Source organism: Streptomyces sp. Y2F8-2 (genome assembly GCF_014905555.1).
Lineage (GTDB): Bacteria > Actinomycetota > Actinomycetes > Streptomycetales > Streptomycetaceae > Streptomyces > Streptomyces cynarae.
On record NZ_BNGS01000002.1, the window covers coordinates 673,010 to 696,388 of the forward strand.

24 protein-coding genes are annotated in these 23,379 nt (G+C 72.2%); 17 read left to right on the plus strand and 7 right to left on the minus strand.

The annotated features are described in order from the left end of the window. Positions 1–55 precede the first annotated feature (55 nt). On the minus strand, positions 56–811 hold the full coding sequence (locus tag SY2F82_RS08380) for an arylmalonate decarboxylase (RefSeq protein ID WP_200418321.1): 756 nt from the start codon (positions 809–811) through the stop codon (positions 56–58). Positions 812–1,080: 269 nt separating this feature from the next. Here SY2F82_RS08380 and SY2F82_RS08385 point away from each other — a divergent pair, with 269 nt between their 5' ends. From SY2F82_RS08385 to SY2F82_RS08445, 13 genes are all read left to right on the plus strand, one after another. Next, entirely contained in the window at positions 1,081–2,232 is a 1,152-nt protein-coding gene (locus SY2F82_RS08385; protein ID WP_200418322.1) for an isopropylmalate synthase, read from the plus strand. Between the two features lie 57 nt (positions 2,233–2,289). After that, a complete protein-coding gene (locus SY2F82_RS08390; RefSeq protein WP_200418323.1) occupies positions 2,290–2,475 on the plus strand; it encodes a lysine biosynthesis protein LysW in 186 nt (61 codons plus the stop codon). A gap of 1 nt (position 2,476) precedes the next feature. Next, positions 2,477–3,325, plus strand: coding sequence for a RimK family alpha-L-glutamate ligase (locus tag SY2F82_RS08395; RefSeq protein ID WP_200418324.1), 849 nt, complete (start codon positions 2,477–2,479; stop codon positions 3,323–3,325). After that, positions 3,322–4,377 carry an N-acetyl-gamma-glutamyl-phosphate reductase gene (gene argC, locus SY2F82_RS08400; protein ID WP_200418325.1) on the plus strand — a complete coding sequence of 352 codons (1,056 nt, stop codon included), beginning with the start codon at positions 3,322–3,324 and terminating at the stop codon, positions 4,375–4,377. Before SY2F82_RS08395 ends, argC begins: the two co-directional genes overlap by 4 nt. Beyond that, the gene (locus SY2F82_RS08405) at positions 4,374–5,180 is read left to right on the plus strand and encodes an acetylglutamate kinase (protein ID WP_200418326.1); all 807 of its coding nucleotides are present in this window, start codon (positions 4,374–4,376) and stop codon (positions 5,178–5,180) included. The genes argC and SY2F82_RS08405 overlap by 4 nt, the downstream gene beginning before the upstream one ends. Before the next feature lie 11 nt (positions 5,181–5,191). After that, positions 5,192–5,755, plus strand: coding sequence for a type 1 glutamine amidotransferase (locus SY2F82_RS08410; RefSeq protein WP_200418327.1), 564 nt, complete (start codon positions 5,192–5,194; stop codon positions 5,753–5,755). A gap of 41 nt (positions 5,756–5,796) precedes the next feature. Then, positions 5,797–6,915: a Glu/Leu/Phe/Val dehydrogenase gene (locus SY2F82_RS08415; RefSeq protein WP_200418328.1), complete on the plus strand. Its 1,119-nt coding sequence runs from the start codon at positions 5,797–5,799 to the stop codon at positions 6,913–6,915. Beyond that, positions 6,912–8,588, plus strand: coding sequence for an AMP-binding protein (locus SY2F82_RS08420; RefSeq protein ID WP_200418329.1), 1,677 nt, complete (start codon positions 6,912–6,914; stop codon positions 8,586–8,588). Before SY2F82_RS08415 ends, SY2F82_RS08420 begins: the two co-directional genes overlap by 4 nt. A 5-nt stretch (positions 8,589–8,593) precedes the next feature. After that, positions 8,594–9,895 (plus strand): pyridoxal phosphate-dependent aminotransferase, encoded by a 1,302-nt coding sequence (locus SY2F82_RS08425; RefSeq protein ID WP_236041274.1) that lies wholly within the window; start codon positions 8,594–8,596, stop codon positions 9,893–9,895. Between the two features lie 23 nt (positions 9,896–9,918). Beyond that, the gene (locus tag SY2F82_RS08430) at positions 9,919–10,848 is read left to right on the plus strand and encodes a fumarylacetoacetate (FAA) hydrolase (protein ID WP_200418330.1); all 930 of its coding nucleotides are present in this window, start codon (positions 9,919–9,921) and stop codon (positions 10,846–10,848) included. Continuing rightward, a complete protein-coding gene (locus SY2F82_RS08435; protein ID WP_200418331.1) occupies positions 10,845–12,221 on the plus strand; it encodes an NtaA/DmoA family FMN-dependent monooxygenase in 1,377 nt (458 codons plus the stop codon). Before SY2F82_RS08430 ends, SY2F82_RS08435 begins: the two co-directional genes overlap by 4 nt. Next, a complete protein-coding gene (locus SY2F82_RS08440) occupies positions 12,218–13,441 on the plus strand; it encodes an LLM class flavin-dependent oxidoreductase (RefSeq protein ID WP_200418332.1) in 1,224 nt (407 codons plus the stop codon). Before SY2F82_RS08435 ends, SY2F82_RS08440 begins: the two co-directional genes overlap by 4 nt. A gap of 126 nt (positions 13,442–13,567) precedes the next feature. Beyond that, positions 13,568–14,701 carry an acyltransferase gene (locus SY2F82_RS08445; protein ID WP_200418333.1) on the plus strand — a complete coding sequence of 378 codons (1,134 nt, stop codon included), beginning with the start codon at positions 13,568–13,570 and terminating at the stop codon, positions 14,699–14,701. Positions 14,702–14,734: 33 nt separating this feature from the next. Here the strand turns inward: SY2F82_RS08445 and SY2F82_RS08450 are convergent, their stop codons facing one another. Next, complete coding sequence (locus tag SY2F82_RS08450; RefSeq protein WP_200418334.1) at positions 14,735–15,883, minus strand: damage-control phosphatase ARMT1 family protein; 1,149 nt, start codon at positions 15,881–15,883, stop codon at positions 14,735–14,737. A 13-nt stretch (positions 15,884–15,896) separates the two neighbouring features. After that, complete coding sequence (locus SY2F82_RS08455; RefSeq protein WP_200418335.1) at positions 15,897–16,451, minus strand: hypothetical protein; 555 nt, start codon at positions 16,449–16,451, stop codon at positions 15,897–15,899. A gap of 150 nt (positions 16,452–16,601) precedes the next feature. On the opposite strand from SY2F82_RS08455, the gene SY2F82_RS08460 reads away from it, so the two are divergent. Next, positions 16,602–17,519: a lytic polysaccharide monooxygenase gene (locus SY2F82_RS08460; protein ID WP_200418336.1), complete on the plus strand. Its 918-nt coding sequence runs from the start codon at positions 16,602–16,604 to the stop codon at positions 17,517–17,519. A 47-nt stretch (positions 17,520–17,566) separates the two neighbouring features. Here SY2F82_RS08460 and SY2F82_RS08465 read toward each other — a convergent pair whose 3' ends face one another. Then, complete coding sequence (locus SY2F82_RS08465) at positions 17,567–18,232, minus strand: Tat pathway signal sequence domain protein (protein WP_200418337.1); 666 nt, start codon at positions 18,230–18,232, stop codon at positions 17,567–17,569. Between the two features lie 641 nt (positions 18,233–18,873). Between SY2F82_RS08465 and SY2F82_RS08470 the strand changes: the two genes are divergently transcribed. Both SY2F82_RS08470 and SY2F82_RS08475 read left to right on the plus strand, forming a co-directional pair. Continuing rightward, on the plus strand, positions 18,874–19,557 hold the full coding sequence (locus SY2F82_RS08470; protein ID WP_200418338.1) for a DUF6230 family protein: 684 nt from the start codon (positions 18,874–18,876) through the stop codon (positions 19,555–19,557). Beyond that, positions 19,554–19,973, plus strand: coding sequence for a DUF6114 domain-containing protein (locus SY2F82_RS08475; protein WP_200418339.1), 420 nt, complete (start codon positions 19,554–19,556; stop codon positions 19,971–19,973). Before SY2F82_RS08470 ends, SY2F82_RS08475 begins: the two co-directional genes overlap by 4 nt. 116 nt (positions 19,974–20,089) lie before the next feature. Here the strand turns inward: SY2F82_RS08475 and SY2F82_RS08480 are convergent, their stop codons facing one another. The 3 genes from SY2F82_RS08480 to SY2F82_RS08490 all read right to left on the minus strand — a co-directional run bounded on the left by SY2F82_RS08480 (position 20,090) and on the right by SY2F82_RS08490 (position 22,204). Beyond that, positions 20,090–20,893: a VOC family protein gene (locus tag SY2F82_RS08480; RefSeq protein WP_200418637.1), complete on the minus strand. Its 804-nt coding sequence runs from the start codon at positions 20,891–20,893 to the stop codon at positions 20,090–20,092. A gap of 179 nt (positions 20,894–21,072) precedes the next feature. Further along, the gene (locus SY2F82_RS08485) at positions 21,073–21,555 is read right to left on the minus strand and encodes a hypothetical protein (RefSeq protein ID WP_374707136.1); all 483 of its coding nucleotides are present in this window, start codon (positions 21,553–21,555) and stop codon (positions 21,073–21,075) included. A 106-nt stretch (positions 21,556–21,661) separates the two neighbouring features. Beyond that, a complete protein-coding gene (locus tag SY2F82_RS08490) occupies positions 21,662–22,204 on the minus strand; it encodes an ATP-binding protein (protein WP_200418340.1) in 543 nt (180 codons plus the stop codon). A gap of 286 nt (positions 22,205–22,490) precedes the next feature. Between SY2F82_RS08490 and SY2F82_RS08495 the strand changes: the two genes are divergently transcribed. Beyond that, on the plus strand, positions 22,491–23,366 hold the full coding sequence (locus SY2F82_RS08495) for a helix-turn-helix transcriptional regulator (RefSeq protein WP_103838829.1): 876 nt from the start codon (positions 22,491–22,493) through the stop codon (positions 23,364–23,366). The last annotated feature ends 13 nt before the right edge of the window (positions 23,367–23,379 follow it).

Below are 23,379 nucleotides of genomic sequence, written 5' to 3' on the forward strand. Positions count from 1 at the left end.
CGGCAGTGGAGGGCCCGGGCGCGCGCCACGGGCGTACGCCGGGGCCCTCCACTCGTCACACCGCCGCCTTGTCCAGCCGCCGCAGCAGCGGGTGCTCATCACCCGCAGCAGTGCCGAGCAGTGTGCGCCTGGCCCACCAGACCGACGCCAGGTTGGACGTGAGCAGTGTGCGGCCGGGCTCACGACGGGCCAGTTCGCGGAGCGCGGCGAGGGTACCCATTCCCGTGCCGGTGAACAGCAGAGCAGTGCCGTCCGGGAGTTCGCTCTCCTCGATGCGCTCGAGTATCGCCGACGTCGTCACCCGGTACGGGTCGTAGTGCCGGTCGCCGCCGGGCGCCGAGCGCGCCGGGACCAGCACGACACCGTCGACCACGAGGCCGGCCCGCTCCCAGAAGTCCCGCGAGACGTCGGTGAGCCACGGCTCGTACGGCGAGACGAGGGTCAGCCGGCGCACGCCCAGGGCCTCGCACGCGGCCAGGATCGCCTGCGTCGCGGACCGCACCGGGAAACCTGCGCGCTCGGACAGCTCCGCGCAGAAGACGCGATCGCCGTCCGGTCCCAGCAGGTAGTGGGAGGCGCTGCAGGCCACCACGGCCGCGTCCAGCCGCATCCGGCCGAACCGGCCGAGCGTGTCGGGCAGGACCCGGTTGTAGGACTTGAGCATGTCTTTGAGCCCCAGCCCGGGTGTCAGGGGGAAGCGGGCCGTGTAGACGTTCACACGGTGGCCGAGCAGGGTGGTGAACTCCGGCTCCGCGGTGGGATTCTCCGGCGGGACGACGAGCCCGAGCCGGGGCAGTGAGAGAAGGTCCATGAACGGCACCGTAGGCGCAGTACGAATGCACGGCCCCCGAATTCGTGCCTCTTTTTCCCACGACCCACACCGTTCTTGCACGGCCTGTCCTTCCTGACATTCCTTGACACTCTTCAACAGCTTTCTGACACGGAACCCGTTGCCGTGAACCGGCACGGACAAGGAGGCTGTTACTCAGCACCGGCCGCATCCATTTCCGGCTTGCGGCTCACCTGACTCGTCCGGAAGCATGGACGTTGATTCCCTTCTGGAACAAGGAGTGAACTGAAATGGCAGGAGCGGAAAACCACGAGGAACTCCCGATCCCGCCGCGGATATCCGACGCGACCCTGCGCGACTCCGCGCACATGGCGGGCGTCGAGTTCGGTCCGAAGGACGCTTCGGCCATCGCCGACCTGCTGGTGCGAACCGGCGTCGAACTGGTCGAGGTGGGCATGGTCTCCGGCCCGGACTCCAAGGACGCCCCCCTGGTCGAGGCCGTCCACGCGACGATCGGCCCCGAGCGCAGCATGACGCTCCTCGTGGTGCGGGACCGGCAGCAGGTGGCCCGGGCTCTCGACGAGGCCGAACGCCTGGGCGTACGCCACATCATGTACTCCATCCCCACCTCGGAGCAGCACGCGAAGCTGAAGCTGGGCTCGCCGAGCGCGAAGTTCCTGCACACGCTGGCCCGTTCGGCGATCTCGCAGGCCAAGGAGCGCGGCTTCCACGTCACCTTCAGCGGCGAGGACGGCGCCCGCACCCCCAAGGAGCGACTCGTCCCGTATGTGACCGCCGGCTTCGAGGCCGGGGCCGACAGGTTCCGACTGGCCGAGACCGTCGCCTACCTCTCACCCTGGCAGATGGAGACGGTGATCGCGGACCTCACCGCGATCGACGGCTCCGAGATCGAGATTCACTCGCACAACATGCTGGGCATGGCCGTCGCCAACTCGCTCGCCGCCGTCCGCGCCGGGGCGAGCTGGATCTCGGCGACCGTCGGCGGCATCGGCGAGCGCGGCGGCAACGCCCCGCTGGCCGAGTTGCTCACCTCGCTGCGGGTGGTGCACGGCGACACCCGCTTCGACCTCACCCACCTCACCGAGCTGTCCCGCATCGCGCTGAGGGGTTCCGGCCTCGGCGAGGCCTTCCAGTCCGGCCCGACCACGCCGCACGCCTTCGCCTACGAGCTGCCCGGCCAACTCAGCCACCCGGAAGCCTACGAAACACTGCCCGCCGAACTCGTCGGCAACGCCCGAGAGCTGCGGGTACGGACCCGGCTGACCCCGGCCCTCGTCAAGTGGGCACTGGCCGACTCCGGGATCTTCGTCGACGTCGACGCCTTCACGCTCTGGCTCGTCGACCGCCAGGAGCAGGCCGGCGGTCCGCTCCTGGACCGGGACGCGATCCGCAAGGCCGCGATCGACTTCCAAGCCGCCTGAAATCCGTCTGAACGCCCTACAGACCTACCTGTTCCCGTACAAGAACGGAGCTCCACCATGTCCATCGCCACCCTCACCGGCTCCTGCCCGGAGTGCGAGACCGACCTGACCGTCCCGCCGGTCGTCCAGGGCGAGACCCTGTCGTGCCCCGAGTGCATGCTCACCCTGCGCGTCGAGGATGTCGCGGACGGGCGGCTGACCCTGCAGATGGTCCAGGTTCAGCTGCGCGACTGGGGCCAGTGAGATGGGCCGCGCAGTCGCCGTCGTCGCCGACCGGATCAGCTGGGAGGAACGCCAACTGATCGAGCGCGCCGACGAGTTGGGGCTGGCCATCGATTGGGTCAACGACGAGTCCCTGTGCCTCGGCCACCCGGACGCCCCGTCGGTGCAGGACTATGACGTGCTGCTGGTGCGCAGCCGCAGCTACACCCGCGGCGGCCTGGTCGCGAGCCTGGCCGAGGCCGCCGGAGCACGCACCGTCAACACCGCCCGCGCCATCCACGCCTGCGAGAACAAGGCCGCGCTGCGCACCGTCCTGCGCACCGCCGGCGTCCCCGTGCCGGACTTCCGGCTCGTGCTGTCCCGCAAGGACTTCGAGCAGGCACTTGCCGAACTGGAGCTGCCGGTGGTCCTCAAGCCGGTCTTCGGCGGCATGGGCAAGCGGGTCACGCTGATCCGGCACGCCGACACCGCGCAGTCCGTGTACGACTACGTCGAGGACCTCGGCCACGCCTTCGAGCAGGCCTGCCTGGTCGAGCCGTATCTGGGCGGCACCTCGGTGCGCTGCCTGGTCGTCGGCGACGAACTGGTCGGTGCCGCGGAGTTCGCCAGCGGCGGCACCGACTGGCGCAACAACGCCGCGCTCGGCAACGACACCCGCGCCCTCGCCCACGACCCCGACCTCGTCAAGATCGTCGACGCGGTCACGGCCGAGCTGGGACCCGGCATCTACGGCGTCGACCTGTTCCGCACCGCCGACGGCTACGTCGTCAACGAGGTCAACCACGCCCCCGGCTTCCGGGCCGTGGCCTCGGCCACCGGCGCGGACGTCCCCTCGGCCATCGGCCGCTATGTGCAGGAGCTGCTCGCATGATCCGCGCAGGAGTCGTCGGCGCCTCAGGGCTGGCCGGCGGCGAACTCATCCGATTGATCACCCAGCATCCCGACCTGGAGCTGACCTTCCTCGGCGGCTCCTCGAACATCGGCAGGCGCCCGGCCGAGCTGCACCCGGGTCTGCGCATCGAGACCGGTCTGACCGTGCAGCCGGTCACCGAGGACGTCGCGGACCAGGTCGACGTCCTCCTGTTGGCCACGCCCGCCCCGGTCTCCGCCGAGCTGGCCGCCCTGCTCGCCGACCGCGTGCCGGCCGTCGTCGACCTGAGCGGTGCCTTCCGCATCCGCACCCCGGAGCGGCACGCCCGCTGGTACCCGAAGGTCCAGCGGCGCACCGATCTGGCCGACCGGTTCGTCTACGGCGTGCCGGAGCTGGTGGGCGACCAGTTGGCCGACGCGGCACTGATATCGCTGCCGGGCTGCTACGCCACCGCGATCACGCTCGGCCTCGCTCCGCTCACCCTTGGGCTCGGCCTCGATCTGAAGACCGTGGTGGTGGACGGCAAGAGCGGCTCCAGCGGCGGCGGCCTCCAGCTGCGCACCGCGGACCTGCATCCCTTGCGCAACGGCGCCATCGCACCGTACGCGCCCACCGGTCACCGGCACGCGGCGGAGGTCAGCGACTTCCTGGAGCGAAGCAAGCCCGGCTCGGTCGACTCGCTGAGCATGTCGGCGTACGGCGTCTCGCATGTGCGCGGACTGCTCACCAGCAGCTACGTCTTCACCGACGGCGAGGTCGACCAGCGCACGCTGCAACGGGCGTACCTGCGCTTCTACAAGGAGCACCGGTTCGTGCGGGTCCGCAGGCACACCGAGACGCTGATCCCGGTGCCCGACCCGCAGGCGGTGCTCGGCTCCAACTACTGCGACGTGACCGTGCTGCACGACGAGGAGGGCGGCCGGATCGTCGTCCTCGCCGCCCTGGACAACCTGGTCAAGGGCGCGGCCGGACAGGCCGTGCAGGCGGTGAACCTTCGGTTCGGGCTGCCCGAGGAGACGGGCCTGACGATGCATCCGGTGATGCCCGCATGAGTACGACACCCCATCCGCACGAGACTCCGGCCGTGGTCAAGCTGGGCGGGAGCACCGTCGACGATCTCGACGGGGCCTGGTGGGACGACCTGGCCCGGCTGGGCCGGCGGCGCCCGCTGGTCCTGGTGCACGGCTGGTCCAAGCCGCTGAAGGAGCTCAACGCCCGCTACCGCGAGCCGTCGGCGATCCTGCGCGACCGGTACGGCAACCAGAGCCGCTGGACCACGCCCGAGGTCATCGACGACATCAAGACCGTCAGCGCCCGGCTCGGCGCTGAGGTTCTCCAGCGGCTGGAACAGCGCGGACTGTCGGCCGAGCGGCTGCTCGGCAGCGACGGACTGCTCACCGCCGGCGAGGCCGAGCGCTGGTGGTGGCAGGGCAAACAGCTGGTGGAGCTGGAGAACCTGGTCGGCCCGGTCACGGGCGCGGACCCGACCCTGCTGAAGGACCTCGGGCCCGGCCGGGCCCGGCTCGTCACGCCGCTGGCCCGCAACCCCTCGGGGCAAGAGGTGAACACCGACGCCGACCGGGCCGCCGCCGCCCTCGCCGGTGCCGTCGGCGCACCCGACCTGGTGCTCGTCACCGACGTCACGCACCTGCTGATCGACGGCCGGCCGGTCCGCGAGATCAGCGCCGAGGACGCCGCCGCGTTCCGCGACAAGGGCGCCACCGGCGGCATGCGCAAGAAGCTCCGGGCCGCCGACGAGGCCCTGGAACGCGGCGTGGAACGGGTCGTCATCGGCAGCGCGCCCGTCACCGACCTGCTCGCCGCCCGCACCGGCACCGTCATCACGCGAACGTGAGGAGTACGCACGTGGCGCAGCCCCGTGTCCTGGTCGTCAACAACGGAACACTGTCCCTGCCCCAGCTGCGCCGACGCTTCGAGGAGCTGGGCTCGGCCACCGACGCCGTCGACGCGGCGTCCGTCCCCTCCCGCCTCGACGGCCGCTACCAGGCGATCGTGCTGAGCGGCACCAAGGTGCGGGCCTACGACCAGGACCACTACAAGCCGCTCGTCGACCTCGTCATGACCTCCGGTGTACCGGTGTTCGGCATCTGCGGAGGCATGCAGATCCTGGCCGTCTCGTCCGGCGGCCGGCTCGCGGAGGGACCACAGCGGGTCGGCGGCTACGAGGTCCAGGTCGACAAGGAAGAACCGCTGTTCACCTACGTCAAACCGACCGTGACGGTGTTCCACCGGCACACCCTCTACCTCCAGGAAGCCCCGGCGGGCTTCCGCTCCATAGGCCGCTCCGCGCAGGCGCCCGTGGAGTTCCTGCGCTCCGACGACGGACGCATCTTCGGTTCCCAGGCACATCTGGAGTTCCGCAGCGACGGCTTGGAGATCCTGCGGGGCTTCACGCAGCTCTACCGGTGACCGCCGTCGATCCACCCCCTCACGAGGACCTGAGAGTTGACATGAGTTTTGTGGAAGAAACCCAGGAGCCCGCGTTCACCGTCCACCTGAACGGCAGCGGCGGCACCATCAAAGGCTGGGTGGTCGTCGACACGCTCGTCGACGGCCTGGCCATGGGCGGCGTGCGGATGACCCCGGGAGTCACCGAGGAGGAAGTCCGCGGGCTGGCCCGCGACATGACCGACAAGTTCACGCTCGCGGGGCTGCGCATCGGCGGCGCCAAGGGCGGCATCGTCTCCGACGGCAGCAACCGCGAGGAGACCTTCCGCACCTTCGGCCGCACGGTCAAGCCCCTGCTGCACGGAGGCATCCACCTCGGCATCGACATGGGCGTCACCTCCGCCGACCGCGCCGTCTTCTTCGCCGAGGCCGGCTACGACCCGCGCCATCGGCTGGGCGCGCCCGACATGCCGATCGACTGGCGCACCTACTACGAGCCCCTGATCGACGTGACCGGCCACGGCGTCGGGGTCGCCGCGGTCACCGCCCTGGAGGCGCGCGGCCGCACCGAACCCGCCCGGGTGGTGGTGCAGGGCTTCGGCACGGTGGGCCGCGCGGCAGCCAGGTTCCTCGAGGACCGCGGGCACGTCATCGTGGGCGTCGCCGACGTGGAGGGCACCATCAGCGCGGACCGGCTGCCGGTGGCCGACCTGATCGCCGTCACCGACGAGTTCGGGCGGATCGACCGTTCCCGGCTGCCGCAGCACGTCACGCTCTCCGCCGAGCCGGACGCCTGGCTCGACGTCGACGCCGACCTGCTGGTCCTCGCGGCACAGAAGTACGCGCTCACCGCCGACAACACCCACCGCCTGCGCGCCGGGCTGGTCGTCGAGGGCGCCAACCTCGCCTCCAGCGCACAGGCCAAGGAGAAGGTCGCCGCCGCGGGCGGCATACTGGTCCCGGGCGTGATCGCCAACATCGGCGGGGCCGCGTCCGCCGCCTTGGCCGTCACCCGGGTGGTGCCCTTCGAGCTGGCGGCCGAGGCCCGCAAGGCCTGGGTGTTCGACTGGGTCGGCGACCGAGTCCGGCAGAACACCCGGGATCTGCTGGAGATCGCGGCCGGCCGGGCGGGCGACCCGCTCCCGGAGCTGCTCGCGGCCCGCCGGAAGGACCGCCGATGACCGCCCCGGCCGAGGCCCGGCGCCCCGGCACGGCCGCAGCCGCAGCCGCAGCCGTGCCCAGGGAGCGCGCCGTCGAGTACCGGCGCCGCGGCTGGTGGCGCGAGGAGACCTTCCTCGACGACCTGCGCCGCCAGGCGCGTGAGCGCCCGCACCGGCTGGCGATCGCCGCCCGCCGCATCGCCGAGGCGCGCACCGACACCCTGGACTACGCCGAACTGGCCCGGCTCACCGACCGGTTCGCGCTCGCGTTGCTCCGGCTCGGCGTGCGCAGGGGCGACGTCGTCGCCGTACAACTGCCCAACCGGTGGGAGATGGTGCCGCTGATGTTCGCGTGCATGCGCGTCGGCGCGGTCATCTGCCCGATCTCACCGATCTGTCCGGAGGAGGAGCTGCGCCACCGCCTCGGACTGACCGAGGCCCGGGTGGCCGTCACGCTCCCGGAGTGGTCGGGCACGCCGCTGGCGGAGATTGTCACCGGGCTGCGGACCGAGCTGCCCACGCTCGCCCACGTCGCGGTGGTGGACGGCCCGGTGCCGGACGGCGCGCTCTCCTTCCACCACCACTTCGTGGCCGAGGCACGGGAGGAGGCCGGCGCGGCGCAGCTGGACGGCCTGGCGCTGGGTGCCGACGAGCCGTTCGTGGTGCTGTTCACCTCGGGCACCACCGGAGAGTCGAAAGGCGTCCTGCACAGCCAGAACACGGTCCACTCGGCCGTGCGCGGCTACGTCGACGCCTTCGGGCTCGGCGACGACTGGGTGGCCGCGGTGTCCACGCCGCTCGTGCACTACTCCGGCTTCGCGCAGGGCGTCCTCGCGGGCGTCATGCTCGGCGGCACCGTCGCCTTCCAGGACGTGCGCCGCAACGAGATGCTGCTGGACCTGGTGGAGCGCTACGGCGCCACCCTGCTGTACGGGCCGCCGGCCACGCTCGCCGACGTCGCCGCCTCGCAGCGGGCCGCCAAGCGGGACACGAGCACGCTGCGGCACGTGGTCATCGGCTCGGCCCAGGTCCTCAAGGAGCTCGCCGACGAGGTGCACGCGACGCTGGGCGCGCGGACGTACTCGCTGTGGGGCATGTCCGAGAACGGACCGGTCACCATGACCCGCCCCGCCGACCCCGAGGACTGGGCCGCGCACAGCAACGGCCGCGCCATCGACGCCATGCAGATCCGGATCGAGGCGCCCGGCGCCGACGGCACGGGCCGGCTCAAGGTACGTGGAGCCTCGCTCGCACTCGGCTACTACCGGCGTGAGGAGGTCTTCGCCGCCGAGTTCGACGCGGACGGCTGGTTCGACACCGGTGACCTGGCTCGGGACGACGGCCGCGGCGGCATCCGCATCGTCGGCCGGGCCCGCGACGCCGTCGTCCGCGACGGGCGGGTCGCCCCCATGACGGAACTGGAGGCGGTCATCGGCAGCCACCCCAGGGCCGTCGAGGCCGCGCTGGTCGGCCTGCCGCCCGCGACCGCCGGCGACGACGCCGTCATCTGCGCGGTCGTGGTGCCGCGCGGCGAGCGGGGCCCGACGCTGGACGAGGTCCGCGACCGGCTCCGGAAGGCGGGGCACGACGAACGCTTCCTGCCGGACCGCGTCGAGCTGGTGTCCGCGCTGCCCAAGACGCTGACCGGCAAGGTCCGCAAGGCGGAGCTGCGCCGGCGGTACGGGACGGGGTGAGCCGCATGCCCGTCTCCCCGCCGGCGGCCCCGCGGCGGGCCGCGGCAGTCCCCATGTCGGCGACGCTCGCAGCCGACGCCGCCCTCGAGGAGCGGCGCCGCTCGGGACAGCGCGTGCTGCCCATGACCAGTGGCGAGATCGGCCTGCCCGTGCTCCCCGCTCTGCGCGAGCGTCTGGCCGCCGCGGCCGGGGAGAACGCCTACGGTCCGGTGGCCGGCGGCCCCGCGCTGCGCGAGGCGGCCGCCGGCTACTGGCAGCGCCGCGGCCTGGCCACCGACCCCGGACTGGTGGTGGCCGGTCCGGGCAGCAAGGCGCTGCTGTACGCGCTGGTCCTGGCGATCGGCGGCGACGTGGTGGTGCCCGTACCCGGCTGGGTCAGCTACGCGGCGCAGACCCGGCTCGCGGGCGGGCGGGTGCTGCCGGTGCCGATCCTGCCGGGCGAGGGCGGTGTCCCGGACCCCGAGCGGCTGCGTGAGGCGGTCACCGCCGGGCGCGCCGCCGGGCAGCACCCGCGCGCCGTGGTCGTGACGGTGCCGGACAACCCGACCGGCACCGTCGCCTCGGCCGAGACGGTGCGGCGCCTGGCCGAGACGGCCCGCGACCTGGACCTCGTCGTGGTCTCCGACGAGATCTACCGCGATCTGGTCCACGACCCCGGGCGGCCTGCCGTCTCCCCGACGGCGTACGCCCCAGAGCGCACTGTCGTCACCACGGGCCTCACCAAGAACCTGGCGGTGGGCGGCTGGCGCACCGGCGTGGCCCGGCTGCCCGACAGCCCGGCCGGGCACGAGCTGCGCACCGCTCTGCTCTCCGTCGCCAGCCAGATCTGGTCCAGCCCCCCTGCCCCGGTGCAGACGGCCGCGGCCTGGGCCTTCACCGAGCCGCCGGAGATCACCGAGCGGATCGCGGCGAGCCGCGAGTTGCACGCGACGGTGGCCCGCGCGGCGGCCGGCCGCTTCACCGCGGTCGGTGCCCAGCTCGCGCCGGTGACCGCCACCTGCTACCTGTACCCGGACTTCGAGCCGTTGCGCGCCCGCCTCACCGAGGCGCACGGCGTCACCGGCGGCGACGACCTGGTCCGGCTCCTCGTGGAGCGGCACGGCGTCGGCGTACTGCCGGCGAGCGCCTTCGGCGAGCCGGAGGGCGCGCTGCGGATCCGCGCCGCCACCAGCCGCCTGTACGGCGACACCGACGAGCAGCGCACCGCCGCGCTGACCGCGCCCGACCCACTCGCCCTGCCCTGGATCCGCGAGGGCCTCGACCATCTCGGCGAGGCCCTGGCCGACCTGATCGACCCCCGATCCTGACCCCGTACTTGGAGGCGTTCCCCATGTCCCAGTCCCTGCCGCCCGTGCTCACCGAGGTCACCTACGAAGACGGCCGCTACGTCACCTTCGGCCGGCCCGAACCGGGCGAACCGCAGACGCTGTACCGGGTGGTCGACGGCGCCCTGGCCGCGGCGTTCACCGCCACCGACGGCTCCGCGGACGCCGTCCGAGCTGCTGTGACCGAGGGCGCCGAGACGGTCGTCGTCCCCGCCGGCGACCCGGCCGTGCGCCCGCTGGTGCCGCTGCTGCCCCAGGCGTCCGGCGCGGCCCTGCTGAGCGGCTTCATGGGCACGCACAGGAAGAAGTGGGGCGGGCGGAGCCAGCCGGAGGACGGCGAGTTCACGCCGCCCAAGTGGTTCTTCAAGGGCTTCGGCGACTGGGTTCGGCTGCCCGGCGAGCCGCTGACCGTGCCCGCCCGCCCGGTCGCTCTCATCGAGGAGCCGGAGGTCGCGCTCGTCTACGTCAACGACGCCGACGGAACGCCCCACTACGCCGGCTACACGTTCGGCAACGACCTGTGCGACATCGGCCTGCATCGCAAGGACCCCGGCTACAACCCGTACTGCAAGCTGTGCGACACCGCGCTCGCGCCCTGGCTGTTCCTCGGCGCGCCGCCGCGCTCGGCGACCGGTCTCGTCACCATCGTGCGGGACGGCGCGACGGCCTGGGAGGGCAGCTTCGACTGCGGCGGCGACGCGCTGTACTTCCGGATCCGGGACATGGCGGAGCACCTGTTCTCCTTCCCGGCGGTCCGGCGGCCCGGCCTGGTCAACTACGTGCTGCTGGGCGCCGACGAGGCCAGCTTCCACGACGGCTTCCGGATCGCCGACGGCGACCGCGTCGGCATCGACGTCAAGAGCCACGGCGTCAGCTTCGAGAACACAGTGCGGTACGTCTCCCCGGCCCCCGCGACCGTGCTTCCGGCCTCATGAGCGGTCCGGCCACCGCCGGACGGAAGCAGGTGCACCTCGCGGCCCAGTTGCCCGGCATCCACAATGTGACCGTCTGGTCGGACCCGCGCTCGGAGAGCCAGATCGCCTTCGACTCCTTCCGGCGTCTCGCGCGGACCGCTGAGCGCGGCCGTTTCGACTTCTTCTTCCTGGCCGAGGGCCTCAGACTGCGCGAGCACAAGGGACAGTTGTACGACCTGGACGTGGTCGGTCGGCCCGAGAACCTCACCCAGCTGAGCGCCCTGGCCGCGGTCACCACACGGCTCGGGCTCGCCGCCACCGTCAACGCCACCTTCAACGAGCCCTACGAGGTGGCGCGCCGGCTGGCCACCCTCGACCACCTCAGCGGCGGGCGCTCCGCCTGGAACGTGGTCACCAGCTTCGACGCCTTCACCGGGGAGAACTTCCGGCGTGGCGGGTTCCTCGCCGAGGCCGACCGGTACGGGCGCGCGGCGGAGTTCCTGGCGACCGCGCGAGAGCTGTGGGACAGCTGGGCCGACGGCGATGTGCGCGCCGACGCTACGGCCGGCGCGTTCGTCCGGCCCGGCGCCGGCCACTTCGAGCACCACGGCCGGCACTTCGACATCTCCGGCCGTTTCACGACCCCGCGTCCGCCGCAGGGGCACCCGGTGATCATCCAGGCGGGCGAGTCCGACCCGGGCCGGGAGTTCGCCGCCGCCGAGGCCGACGTCGTCTTCAGCAAGTACAACCGGCTCGACCAGGCCCGCACCTTCTACCGGGACGTCAAGGCACGGCTGGCCCGGTACGGCCGCAGCCCGGACCAGCTGAAGATCCTGCCGACGGCCACCGTGGTGGTGGCCGACAGCGACGCGGAGGCCGCCGCGTACGCCGACGAGATCACCCGCGCCCAGGTGAGCCCGCAGACCGCGATCGCACACCTGGAGGCCGTCTGGGGCCGTGACCTGTCCGGTTACGACCCCGACGGCCCACTGCCGGACATCGAGCCCGAGCCCGACTCGCTGATGCTGAAAGGTCATTCACTGTTCCGCAGGGACCGCGCCGAGATCGCGCGGCGCTGGCGGTCCCTCGCCGAGCAACGTGGACTGAGCATCCGTGAACTGGTCATCGAGGTCTCCGGCGGGCAGACCTTCGTCGGCGCCCCGCGCACCGTCGCCGACGCGATCGACCACTTCGTGCAGACCGACGGCGCCGACGGCTTCGTCCTCGTACCGCATCTGACCCCCGGGGGCCTGGACGACTTCGTGGACCGGGTCGTGCCGCTGCTCCAGGAGAAGGGCGTCTTCCGGCGGGACTACACGGGCCTGACCCTGCGCGACCACCTGGGCCTGCCGCGCGGCACCGCGGACACCACTGCCAAGGAGGAAACCTCGTGACCGCACCCCCGCTGCACCTCGCCGTCGCCCTCGAGGCCGCCGGCTGGCACCCGGCGGCCTGGCGGGCCGAGGACGCCCGGCCCGGCGCGCTCTTCGCCGCCGACTACTGGGCGGACCTGGTCACCGAGGCCGAGCGCGGCCTGCTCGACTTCGTCACCTTCGAGGACGCGCTCGGTGTGCAGTCGGCCGCCTTCCATCGGCCCGACGACCGCACCGACCAGGTGCGCGGAAGCCTGGACGCGGTGCTGCTCGCGGCCCGCGTCGCGCCTTTGACCACACACATCGGCCTGGTCCCGACCGCGAACGTCACCCACACCGAGCCGTTCCACGTGTCCACCGGCATCGCCACCCTCGACCACGCGAGCACGGGCCGGGCCGGCTGGCGCCCGCAGATCGCCTCGCGCGCCGCCGACGCCGCCCACTTCGGCCGCCGTACGACACCGCAGCTCACCGACGACGACGCGCGCCACCCGGAGCGGATCGGCGAGCGGCTGAGCCCGCTGTTCGACGAGGCAGCCGACGCGGTGGAGGTCGCCCGGCGGCTGTGGGACAGCTGGGAGGACGACGCGGAGATCCGTGACGTGGCCACCGGCCGCTTCATCGACCGCGGCAAGGTGCACCACATCGACTTCACAGGTGCGCACTTCAGTGTCCGGGGCCCCGCCATCATCCCGCGCCCGCCGCAGGGGCAGCCGCCGGTGATGAGCCTGGCGCACGCCTCGGTGCCCTATGAGTTCGCGGCACGCTCCGTCGACGTCGTGTGGGTCACTCCGCACGACCGCGAGGAAGCCGCGGCGATCCTCGACCAAGTGGAAACGGCCGCCGGTCGCGTCGGCCGCGACACGCGCGCCTGGCCGCTGCTCCGGTTCGCGGAGGTCCTCGTCTTCCTGGACGCCGAGCCGGGCGCCGCCGCGCGCCGCAAGGCACGTCTCGACGGCCTGGACGGAGCGGAACCGGCATCCGACGCGGAGGTGTTCGTCGGCACCCCCGACGAACTCGCCGACCTGCTGCTGGACTGGCGCGAAGCAGGGCTCGACGGCTTTCGGCTGCGGCCCGGTACGCTGCCGCACGACCTGCGGCAGATCACTCGTGGACTGGTACCCGAACTCCAGCGGCGCGGAGCGTTCCGCACCGCGTACGATGCGACGACGCTGCGCGGCCACCTGCGCCTGGCGCGCCCCGACAGCCGTTACGCGCAGGCGAGCCCTACCCGACAGTGACGAGCCTCACCCCCGGAATCGGCTTGACCTTCACACTGAGTGTGAGGGTGCGAAGGTGCGGGGGTGACTACCCATGCGTTGACATCCACTCCTGGCGACATCCCTGTCCGTGCGGAGAAGTCACCGGTGCGCCCGGCGGCGAGACAGCTCACCTTCATCGCCGCCGCCCGTCTGCTGCCGTCCTTCTGCATCCTGGCCTCGCATCTGTCCTTCGAACGCGTCTTCAGGGACCCCACGGTGCAGGAGACGTACTACCGCATCTTCAATCCGGCCGGCTTCAACGCGGTGTCGTTCTTCATCGTCCTCAGCGGCTTCATCCTGACCTGGATATCCGCGGAGCGCCCACCGGGCCGCGGCTTCCGGGCTCGCCGGCTGCTGCGCATCCTGCCGGTCCACTTCATCACCTGGGCCGTGATCGTGTGCGCCTTCGCCGCCACTTTCCCGGCCACAGGCCTGTTCGCCACACTCACCCTCGAGCAGAGCTGGTTCCCGGACCACGGCATCTACTGGGCCGCCAACGCCCCCGCCTGGACCCTGACGACCGAACTCGTCCTGTATGCGGTGTTCCCGACCGTGTACCGGTTCCTGTCCCGCCAGGGCGACCGGTTCCTGTTCCGCCTGCTGGCCGGTCTGGTCGCGGTCGTGGTGCTCTTGCCGGTCGTGCTGCAACTCCTGCCGGACGGCGCCAGGTTCGCGAACGCGGCCTTCACCGAGCGCGGCCACCTCGTCCAGGTCTCCGAGTGGAAGTACTGGCTCGTCTACGTCTTCCCGCTCACACGCGTCCTGGAGGCGCTGTGCGGGGTGGTGATCTGCCTGCTGGTGCTCCGCGGCAGGTGGACGCGGAACGCCCTTCTGCCGACCGCGCTGCTCGTGCTCGCGGTGGTGGTCGAGGAGCTGTGGGCCCCGATCCTGTTGGACCTGACGGCGTTGACAATCATTCCGATTGTCCTGCTCATCGGCGCCCTGGCGGCAAGGGAGATCGCCCGCTGGAACACCCCCGGTGCCAAGGAGAGCCGTGCCGTCACGCGCATCTCGGCCTACGGCAAGTACACCTTCGGCATCTACATGTACCAGTGGGCGCTGATCCTGATCTGCCAACGCTACGTGCACCCGTGGGGCAACTCCGTCATCGGGGGCGTGCTGTTCATCGCCGCCTTCTACGCGCTGTGCCTCACCGTCTCCATGATCTCCTACCGGTTCGTCGAAACCCCGGTCAACCGCTTCATGAAGCCCGCGATCGCCGCCCATGCGAAGCGGTGACCGACGTCTGCCCGGATCACCGCCTCACCCGGATCACCGCCTGACCTGGATCAGCGCGTGCGTGCCGCTCGTACGCCAGCGCTGTCCCTCCGCGGCGACCAGCGACGCCTCGGTCGCCGCGGTGAGGCCCACGATCACGTCGGACTTCAGGGTGCGCAGCGCCGCGACCGGGCCGGGGAAGTACGCCGTGGTGTCCGCGAACGGAGTCGTCGGCGGGTGGAGCCGGTCCCCCACCAGGCGGCGGTAGTTGAGGTCGCCCTTGAGGATCGTCAGGTCCGCCTCGGCGAACTGCGCGCGCAGGTCGTCGGGCATGTCGGCGTACGGCAGCGGGGCGCAGGAGAACGGGTGCGCCCGGACCTCCAGGCGCCCCTCGGCCAGAGCGGTCCACAGGCGCTCCCCGGCCGCCGCCGCCTCGCCCTGGGCGGCGGTGAGGCGGCGTACGGCGTCCACGACGTCCGCCGTGGTGGCGTCGGAGATGTAGTAGGGATACACCTTCACGTGCAACAGGGCCCGCCGTACCCGGCGCCGGGTCAGCAGATGGTCCAGCAGGAGGAGGTCCGGGATCAGTTCGCGGCCCGCGTTGTCGGCGACCAGGCACACCGTGTCGCAGGGCAGCAGGGACCACAACACGTCGCTGTCGTCGGCCACGAGCCCGGACGCCGCCGTCGAGGCGTCGGGTGCGGACAGACGGAAACCGAGGTCCGCGCGGTTGCCCCACAGCGAGCCGTGCAGCAGTGCCCGCGCCCGCGCGTCGGCCGGCTCGCCGGCCAGCCGGTCCAGGGCCGCCAGTTCCTCGTCGGTCTCCACGGAGTCGAGTTCGGCGAGTTTGAAGGGGCGGAACGGGTCGATGCCCTGCCAGGGGCCAGGGCCGAAGTACCCGACCGCCTGGAGGAGGTGGCGGTAGAAGTAGCTCTCGGACCACAGGAAGGGCACCTCGAACCAGGACCGGCCCAGGTACTCCCGGGCGCCCCACTGCGCCCACCGCACGTCGTCCTCCGTGCCGAGGGGCTCGATGACGCCCTCGGTGGCGCTGGTCAGCAGCGCCTCCAGGGCGTGCCGCCGGTCGGGTCCGTACGGGAAGGCGTCCCGCACCGCGCGGATCAGCGCGGGATGCCGTGCCGAGAGCACACCGTGCGGGAAGGAACCCGGCTCGTCGGCGAGGATCACGGGGGCGTCAGGCATGGTCTCGGGCTCCTCAGGGGCCGACGGGGATCCCGGGCGGCAGGTCCACGTCCGCGAACCGCTCCTCGAGCTGCTTGTCGTAGCCGGCCCCGGTCCACACGAACTTCTTGAACTGCTCCGGCGTCAGCAGACCCTGCCACGGAGTGCCGCCGGGGCAGAACACCGACGCGCACCCGGCGCAGTGGTACGCCGGTCGCCACAGTGCCTCGGCGCGGGCCTCGCCGGCGGTGACGAACCCGCGTTCGCGGGCCTCGCGCCGGACCACGACGACCGTCCCGACCAGCAGCAGGACGGCGAGGAGCGATCCGCCGGCGGTGTAGAGCGGCTGGTGGTGGGCGACGCCGCTGTAGGCGAGGGCGGCACCGACGCCGACCATCAGCATGCCCTCCAGGAAGTGCACACAACTGTCGAACCGTGACGGCGCGCCCGGCGACCGCGCCAGCCGGTCGGCGAGTCCTTCGCGCATGGACGCGTGATCGGCGCAGACCTCGGGGACCGCCCGCACTGCGGCCGAGCCGCAGCCCGGACATTTCACGTCAACCGCCCCTGCGACGCTCTCCGTTGCCATGCGCCTACGCTAACCGGCGCGTCCGCCCTCCCGCGCGCCGCCGGTCGGGCCGGCACGAGGCGCCGTACGTCTGAACAGGCGCCGTCGCATCCCCGTACTCCTCGGTGCGCACCCCGCGCCCGCCGGACCCGACGCGCATGGAGACCCCCGATGCCCGCTCACCGTCCCGTCGCCGCGGCCGCCGTCGCCGTGGCGGCCACGCTGCTGCCCGCGACCCCGGCCCTCGCCCACGGCGCGCCCACGGATCCGGTCAGCCGGGTGGTCGCGTGCTCGCCGGAGGGCGGCGAACGGGCGCGGACCGCCGCGTGCCGGGCGGCGATCGCGGCGAACGGCGCCCCGTTCACGGCCTGGGACAACCTGCGGGTGGCGGACGTGAACGGCAGGGACCGGCAGCTGATCCCCGACGGCCGGCTGTGCAGCGGAGGGCTGCCCGCGTACAAGGGCCTGGACCTGGCGCGCTCCGACTGGCCGTCGACCCGGCTCACGCCCGGGGCCACGCTGACGATGACGTACAGCTCGACGATCCCGCACACGGGCACGTTCAAACTGTTCCTGACCACACGCGGCTACACTCCCACGAAGCCGCTGACCTGGTCCGATCTCCCGGCGAAGCCGTTCGCGGAGGTCACGGACCCGCCGCTGCGGAACGGTGCCTACCGGATCAGGGCGACGCTTCCGGCGGACCGCTCGGGGCGCCACGTCCTGTTCACGATCTGGCAGAACTCGAGCACGACGGACACCTACTACTCGTGCTCCGACGTGGTGTTCGCCGCGTCCGGCGCCTCGGGCACCGGCGCGGACGGGGGCAGGCCGAGCGGCACGCCGACACCGCCGCCGAGCGCCCCGGCGACCACCGCGCCCGGTGCCCCGGCGCCCGCCGCGTCCAGCGTCCCGGCGACCACCGCGTCCGGTGCCCCGGCGACGACCGTACCCGGCACTCCGGCTGCGGCCACAGCGCCCCGCAAGGACGGTGGCCCCTCGGTGCTGTTGCCGGCGGCCGGCGCCGCGGCGGTCGCGCTGCTCGTGGGGGGCGCCGCGTTCGCCGTGCTGCGCCGCCGGCGCGGATGAGACGGCCGCCCCCGGTCCCACCGGAGACCGGAGGCGGCCGTGGGCCGTCAGTTGACGGAGACGACCGGGCTTCCGGCCTGGCTGGTGTCGGTGACCGGGGCGTACTTCGCGGTGAAGTAGCCGTTGGCGAAGCACAGCGACGAACCGGAGGTCTTGGTGAAGTGCTGGCTGGTGAAGGCGATGCTGTTGTCGGTGTTGCTCGCCGTGCCGGTCAGGCTCGGCGCCTGGTAGACGCAGGTGATGGAGCCGAGCAGGGTGCGCAGCTTGACCGTGGTCTGGATGGTGGAGCCGGCGGCCGGGGTGACGGTGACGGTGCCGTCGGAGGCGACCGTGGTCGTGTAGGGCAGGTTGTCGACGGTGATGCCGCTGACGCCGAGGACGCCGGTGACGTTGCTGGTGCAGCTGCTGCTGTCGAAGCTGTGGCCGGTGAGCGACTCGGTGGCGGTGCCGGGGGCCGCCGGGTTGTCGGTGACGGTGGCGGTGAACGTCGACGAGGTGCAGGAGACACCGCTGGTGCCGGTGGCGCTGGAGTAGAGCGTGGCCGTGGTGCCGCTCGCGAGCGACGCGTTGAGGACGTCGCCGACGGCGACGGCGGTGCCGCCCGCGCCGCCGGTGGTGAGCACCGCGCCGTCCGCGGACGCGGGGGACGACGTGGCCACGGCGAGGGCCGCGGCGGCGCCGGCGACGGCGAGCAGGGATCGGGAGGTACGCATGGGGTGCCTCTTTCCGAAGTGGGGGGCTGTGCGGGTGGTGGGTCCGCTGCCGTCCCGTCACGCCTTCTCCGTACGTGACGGGACGGCAGCGGCGGCCGGGCCACCGGGGACGGTCCGTGGACAGGGGGAAAGCGGACGTGCCGGGTGACGCGGAGGGATGACCGGATCGCTGGTGGATGTGAAGGATCCGTGCGGCGCACCGCGTGTGCGGAGGCGTCACCACAGGCCCCGGAAGGCAGGGGCCGGGAGGGCGACGTGCGCCGTGCGACGGATCCGGCGCCACGGATCCGCGAAAACACGGGATGTTGTAGACCTGATCGTCCGTCAACGTCAATACGTCACACAGAAGTTGGAGTGCCGGGACTCGAGGGCGCAGGCCGCGGCCACCGCACCGGATGTGCCGGCGACTGCGCCGGTCACCGGGCCGATCACCGGCGCCACACAATCAACACGCTTCTGCCACAACTCCCTTGACCCTTGGATGTAACCCCCGGTAACTTCGTTGGTGGCCACTGCCGCAACCACGAGCAAGCCCTTGCACACGCCGGGAGGTGCGAGGAGGCGTGCGCGGCAGCCGCTGTCCGCGCCAGGACACCGTGCCAGTGAAGCCCTACTCGCATTGACCATGCCCAGGAGCAGACATGGCCTCGTCCTCGGACGCCACGGCGTCCCCCGGTTCCACCCCCGAGCCCCCGGAAAGCGGTTCCGCCGCCGAGGGGCCCTCCGCAAGACGCGGGCGGGTCCGCCTGCGCCGCGCCGCGGTGATGGCGGTGCCTGCCACCGCGATCGCCGCGGGACTTGCGATCATGACCGCCCAGGGAGCACTGGGCGTGCAGTTCGCGATCTCCGGCATGGCCTTCACGGTCACCGCCACCGACCTGAACGGCACCGGCTTCGAGCAGTTCGGCGGCCTCGACACGCTGGACAAGGACAACCCGCTGAGAGAGACCGTCGGTGACGAGGTGGCGGTCGTCACCTCCGTGATCAAGAACGCGACGCTCACCAAGCTGTGCCAGAGCGTCGACCTCGGCGGCTCCTATCTGAAGATCACCGCGGGCGGCGGCAAGGACAAGGTCGTCGCCAGCGATCTGACCACCGACTCGACCCAGCTGACCGGCGACGCCGACTTCACCAACATCGAGATCGGCAACGACGCCGGCACGCTGAACAAGGCAGGGGTGAAGGGCCCCCACGGTGTCTTCAGCCAGCAGTCCGACACCGTGCACATCGCCAACCTGCGGCAGACCAACTACGCCACCACGGCGGGCACCTTCAAGCTCCCGGGGCTCAAGCTCAGCTTCAGCGACTCGGACTGCCCCTCATGACGAGGGGACCGAGGGCCGCCTTCCGGCGGTGGCGGGCGAACCGGCCCTTCTGGGGCGGGCTGCTGCTCGCCCTGGGCGGGGCGGAGATCCTCCTCACCGAGAAGGCGTCGCTGAAGGTGGTCATGCACATCGGCATGCAGGGCGTCGCGGGGTATCTGCTGCCGACCGTGATGGTGCTGTGCGGTCTGCTGGTCCTCTTCAACCCCACCCAGCGCCTGTTCTACTCGCTCATCGGCATCCTGACGTCGCTGGGCACCTGGCTCACGTCCAACCTGGGCGGCTTCCTGATCGGCCTGCTGCTGGGCGCGCTGGGCAGCTGTCTGGCCTTCGGCTGGCTGCCGGACCAGGAGCCGCGCCGGGGCGTGCTGCGCCGCCGTCGCGATCGGGCCCGCACCGCCGACTCGGCCGCGTCCTGACCCCTCGTGCCCCTCGGCGGGCCGGCGATCGCCCCGACCCCACACCAACGGGGCTCCCCTCCGGATCCCGCCCGCCGAGGCCGTACCACGGGCCGGCGTCCCCGCACGGCCGCCGGTCAGCGTTCCCGCTGCCTCGCGGTCACCGTGAAGCGCGCGCCGTCCGGGTCGGCCAGCACCGCCTCGCCGGTGCCCTCCTCCCACTGCAGCACGGACCCGCCGTGCGCGCGGGCCGCAAGGACGCAGGCGGTGACGTCGTCGACCGTGAAGTGGATCTGCCAGTGCGGGCGGATCGTGGGATCGGGCGCCGCCTCCACCGCCCCCGAGTGGATCCGCGCGATCACCGCTCCGCTGCTGCGCAGCACGACCTCGTCGCCGTCGTAGTGCACCTCGCAGCAGCCGGGGCGCGCGGCGGCCCACTCCAGGACCTCGCCGTAGAAGATGGCGGCGTCGAAGGCGTCGCGCGTGTGCAGCCTTATGAAGGTGGGCGCGGCGGCGCGCCACTCCTCCCAGTCCGTGATGAGCGGACCCTCCCAGATGCCGAACACGGCCCCGTCGCGGTCCGCGAGCAGGGCCGCTCGGCCCGGCGGGAGCGCGAGCGGTCCCACGGCCGTCGTCCCGCCGCGCTCCCGGCAGCGGGCCGCGGCGTCGTCGGCGCTGTCGACCGCGAAGTACACGGTCCAGGCCACGGCCATCTGCCACATCGAGGCGACGGCGGCGATCCCGGCGACGGGCACCCCGTCCGCGAGCGCCACGCGGAACCGGTCGCCGAGGCTGTTGGGCCGCCATTTCCAGCCCAGGACGGCCTGGTAGAACTCCTCCGCGCCCTCCAGGTCGCGGGTGGCCAGACTCACCCAGCACGGTGCGCCGAACACCGCGTGACTGGTTACTTCCCCCTTGCCACGTGTCTCGTTCTTCTCCATGACCACACCGCCCGGTACGTTTTCCACGACTCCGCCTTCGGGGCGCCTGAGCCCGGCGCCGGGCACCTCCTGCGTCGTTCGCTCAGGGCCTCCGGGTACCCCGATCGCACCCTTGCAAGGATGCGCCACCGAACGCCGGGTTTCATCCCGAGCCGGGGCGCCTGAGGCCCGGAACGGCCTCAGGCGCCCACACCCAGCGACCAGTGCGGGGTGCTGCCGGCCAGGCGGCAGGCGAGGAAGTACAGCGGTATGGGCGGCGTATACGGAGAGTCACCGTCGGGTCGGTGGATCAGCCGGGGCCGGCCGGGGCGAGGGCCGCTCCAGGAGGGGTCACGGCGGCGTGCGTCCGCAGCCGCGCCCGGCCCCACGCGCGCGTCGACGGCGTAGCTCGTCGTCGGCGGCCAGGTGACTCCTATGTCGGAGCCCGCGGGAACGATCCACCACCAGCGCAGGTCGTCGGCGAAGACGCAGCCTACGCGGGGCAGGCCTTTCATGATCCGTTCGCCGTGGGCCCCGGGGATGCCCACGGCGTCGTACCCGAGGGGTGCGGTCAGCTCCCTGGGGACGGGCAGGCGGTCGGGCGGCTCGGGCGGGAGGGACATCTGCGGGGACGAGGAAGGAACCGGACGGGACAGCGGGTCGAAGACGGGCGGTCGTTCCATGCGATGTGGATCCTTGTTGATCATTTGCCTCCGGGGCGCCTGAGCCGGTGCCGGGAGGCCGACCGTGCTCAGCCCGCCTTCGCCGGGCCTCCGCGCGATCGACCTCTCAGCACCGGCGCGCCCCGTCGGCTTGGGCGGCCGGGTGGGGGTCGGGCCTGAGGGTGTGCTGGTGCGGGAGCGGGTCGGTGGCGACGGTCTCGCCGGGTTCCGGTGCCAGGTCGGCCCAGACGATGCGGCCGGAGCCGTCCGGGGCGTCCCGCACGCCCCAGCCGCCGCTGAGCATGCCGACCAGCATCAGCCCGCGGCCGCCCTGGTCGTCCGGCCCGGGCCGGCGCCGGGTCGGGAGCGTGCCGCCGCGGTTCTCGTCCTCGACCTCGATGCGCAGCCGGTGGCCGTCGGTGAGGATCCGGCAGACGATCCGGTCGCCGGCACTGTGCTTGACCGCATTGGTGACCAGCTCGGAGGTCACCAGCACGGCGTCGTCGGTCGTGCGGTCCCCGGTGCCCCAGCGGCCGAGCAGCCGCCGGACGCTTGTGCGGGCCAGGCCTACGGCGGCGGGGACCGCCGGGAGGTCGAAGACACCGGTTCTCGGTTGTGCCGCGCCCGCGGGCAGGCGGCCCACGGACTGGGGGAGGGAGGGCGGAGCCATCGCCGTTCGCCTTTCGTCTGCCTGGGGACCTTGCCGGTACCCACCGCCTTCCGGCCACGGCGCGATCCGCACCTCGCGCCGCAGGCGCCGAAGCAGCCCCGTCTCCCCCAACTGAGCTGTTCGACCCCATGGTTCACCGTCTTCGGGCGGTATGAACACTGTGGCATCCGGCAACAACGCCCCGCAACCGGCAAGTTGAAAATTGCAATTCGTGAGGTGCATCCTGCTCCGGTCGGCGGAAGATCGTGACAGACTGCGACCGTGCATCCCGTGCGAGGGGGTAGGCGTGACCGCGGAAACCGACTGGGGCGGCGCCCCCACCGTGCTGCGCATGATCCTCGGTCGGCAGTTGGAAGAGCTGCGCACACGGGCCGGTCTGACGTACGAGCAGGCCGCCGAGGCGATCGGGGTCAGCCACTCCACGATCCGCCGCATGGAGGCCGCCAAGGTGGCCCGGCTGCGGATCGCGGACGTCGAGAAACTGCTGCAGACGTACGGCGTCACGGACCAGCAGGAGATCGACACGTTCCTGAAGTCGGTCCGCGAGGCCAACAAGCGCGGCTGGTGGCACACCTACCGCGATGTGCTGCCCGACTGGTTCGCCGCGTACCTCAGCCTGGAGCAGGCGGCCCTGCAGATCCGCGCGTACGAGGCCGAGTTCGTGCCCGGCCTGCTCCAGACGGAGGACTACGCGCGCGCCCTGCTGAGCGCCGGCAACCCGCACGCCCCCACCGAGGCGACCGAGCGCCGGGTGGCACTGCGCATGCGGCGCCAGGAACTGCTGTCGCGGCCCTCGCCGCCGCGCGTGTGGGTGGTGATGGACGAGACGGTGCTGCGCTGGCCGGTCGGCGGCCCGAAGGTGATGCGCGCCCAGATCGACCATCTGATCGCGATGAACGCCCTCCCCCATGTCACCTTGCAGGTCATGCCGTTCGGCAACGGCCCGCACCCGGCCATGCGCGCCGGTGCGTTCCACCTCTTCCGGTTCCGGGCGCCCGAGCTGCCGGACATCGTCTATCTGAGCGGTCTGGTGGGCGCCGTCTACCTGGACAAGGCGGACGACGTCGTGGTCTACCGCGAGGCCCTGGACCGGTTGGGCGCACAGTCCGCGCCCGCGAAGAAGACCGAGGCCGTCCTCGGCGCGATCCGCAAGGAGTTGTGAAAAGTGCAGGACC

Bases quoted from the DNA above. Each gene is read 5' to 3' on its own strand.
- SY2F82_RS08380 (WP_200418321.1), bottom strand. From the start codon at position 811: ATGGACCTTCTCTCACTGCCCCGGCTCGGGCTCGTCGTCCCGCCGGAG.
- SY2F82_RS08385 (WP_200418322.1), top strand. From the start codon at position 1,081: ATGGCAGGAGCGGAAAACCACGAGGAACTCCCGATCCCGCCGCGGATA.
- SY2F82_RS08390 (WP_200418323.1), top strand. From the start codon at position 2,290: ATGTCCATCGCCACCCTCACCGGCTCCTGCCCGGAGTGCGAGACCGAC.
- SY2F82_RS08395 (WP_200418324.1), top strand. From the start codon at position 2,477: ATGGGCCGCGCAGTCGCCGTCGTCGCCGACCGGATCAGCTGGGAGGAA.
- argC (WP_200418325.1), top strand. From the start codon at position 3,322: ATGATCCGCGCAGGAGTCGTCGGCGCCTCAGGGCTGGCCGGCGGCGAA.
- SY2F82_RS08405 (WP_200418326.1), top strand. From the start codon at position 4,374: ATGAGTACGACACCCCATCCGCACGAGACTCCGGCCGTGGTCAAGCTG.
- SY2F82_RS08415 (WP_200418328.1), top strand. From the start codon at position 5,797: ATGAGTTTTGTGGAAGAAACCCAGGAGCCCGCGTTCACCGTCCACCTG.
- SY2F82_RS08420 (WP_200418329.1), top strand. From the start codon at position 6,912: ATGACCGCCCCGGCCGAGGCCCGGCGCCCCGGCACGGCCGCAGCCGCA.
- SY2F82_RS08425 (WP_236041274.1), top strand. From the start codon at position 8,594: ATGCCCGTCTCCCCGCCGGCGGCCCCGCGGCGGGCCGCGGCAGTCCCC.
- SY2F82_RS08430 (WP_200418330.1), top strand. From the start codon at position 9,919: ATGTCCCAGTCCCTGCCGCCCGTGCTCACCGAGGTCACCTACGAAGAC.
- SY2F82_RS08435 (WP_200418331.1), top strand. From the start codon at position 10,845: ATGAGCGGTCCGGCCACCGCCGGACGGAAGCAGGTGCACCTCGCGGCC.
- SY2F82_RS08450 (WP_200418334.1), bottom strand. From the start codon at position 15,883: ATGCCTGACGCCCCCGTGATCCTCGCCGACGAGCCGGGTTCCTTCCCG.
- SY2F82_RS08455 (WP_200418335.1), bottom strand. From the start codon at position 16,451: ATGGCAACGGAGAGCGTCGCAGGGGCGGTTGACGTGAAATGTCCGGGC.
- SY2F82_RS08460 (WP_200418336.1), top strand. From the start codon at position 16,602: ATGCCCGCTCACCGTCCCGTCGCCGCGGCCGCCGTCGCCGTGGCGGCC.
- SY2F82_RS08465 (WP_200418337.1), bottom strand. From the start codon at position 18,232: ATGCGTACCTCCCGATCCCTGCTCGCCGTCGCCGGCGCCGCCGCGGCC.
- SY2F82_RS08470 (WP_200418338.1), top strand. From the start codon at position 18,874: ATGGCCTCGTCCTCGGACGCCACGGCGTCCCCCGGTTCCACCCCCGAG.
- SY2F82_RS08475 (WP_200418339.1), top strand. From the start codon at position 19,554: ATGACGAGGGGACCGAGGGCCGCCTTCCGGCGGTGGCGGGCGAACCGG.
- SY2F82_RS08480 (WP_200418637.1), bottom strand. From the start codon at position 20,893: ATGGAGAAGAACGAGACACGTGGCAAGGGGGAAGTAACCAGTCACGCG.
- SY2F82_RS08485 (WP_374707136.1), bottom strand. From the start codon at position 21,555: ATGGAACGACCGCCCGTCTTCGACCCGCTGTCCCGTCCGGTTCCTTCC.
- SY2F82_RS08490 (WP_200418340.1), bottom strand. From the start codon at position 22,204: ATGGCTCCGCCCTCCCTCCCCCAGTCCGTGGGCCGCCTGCCCGCGGGC.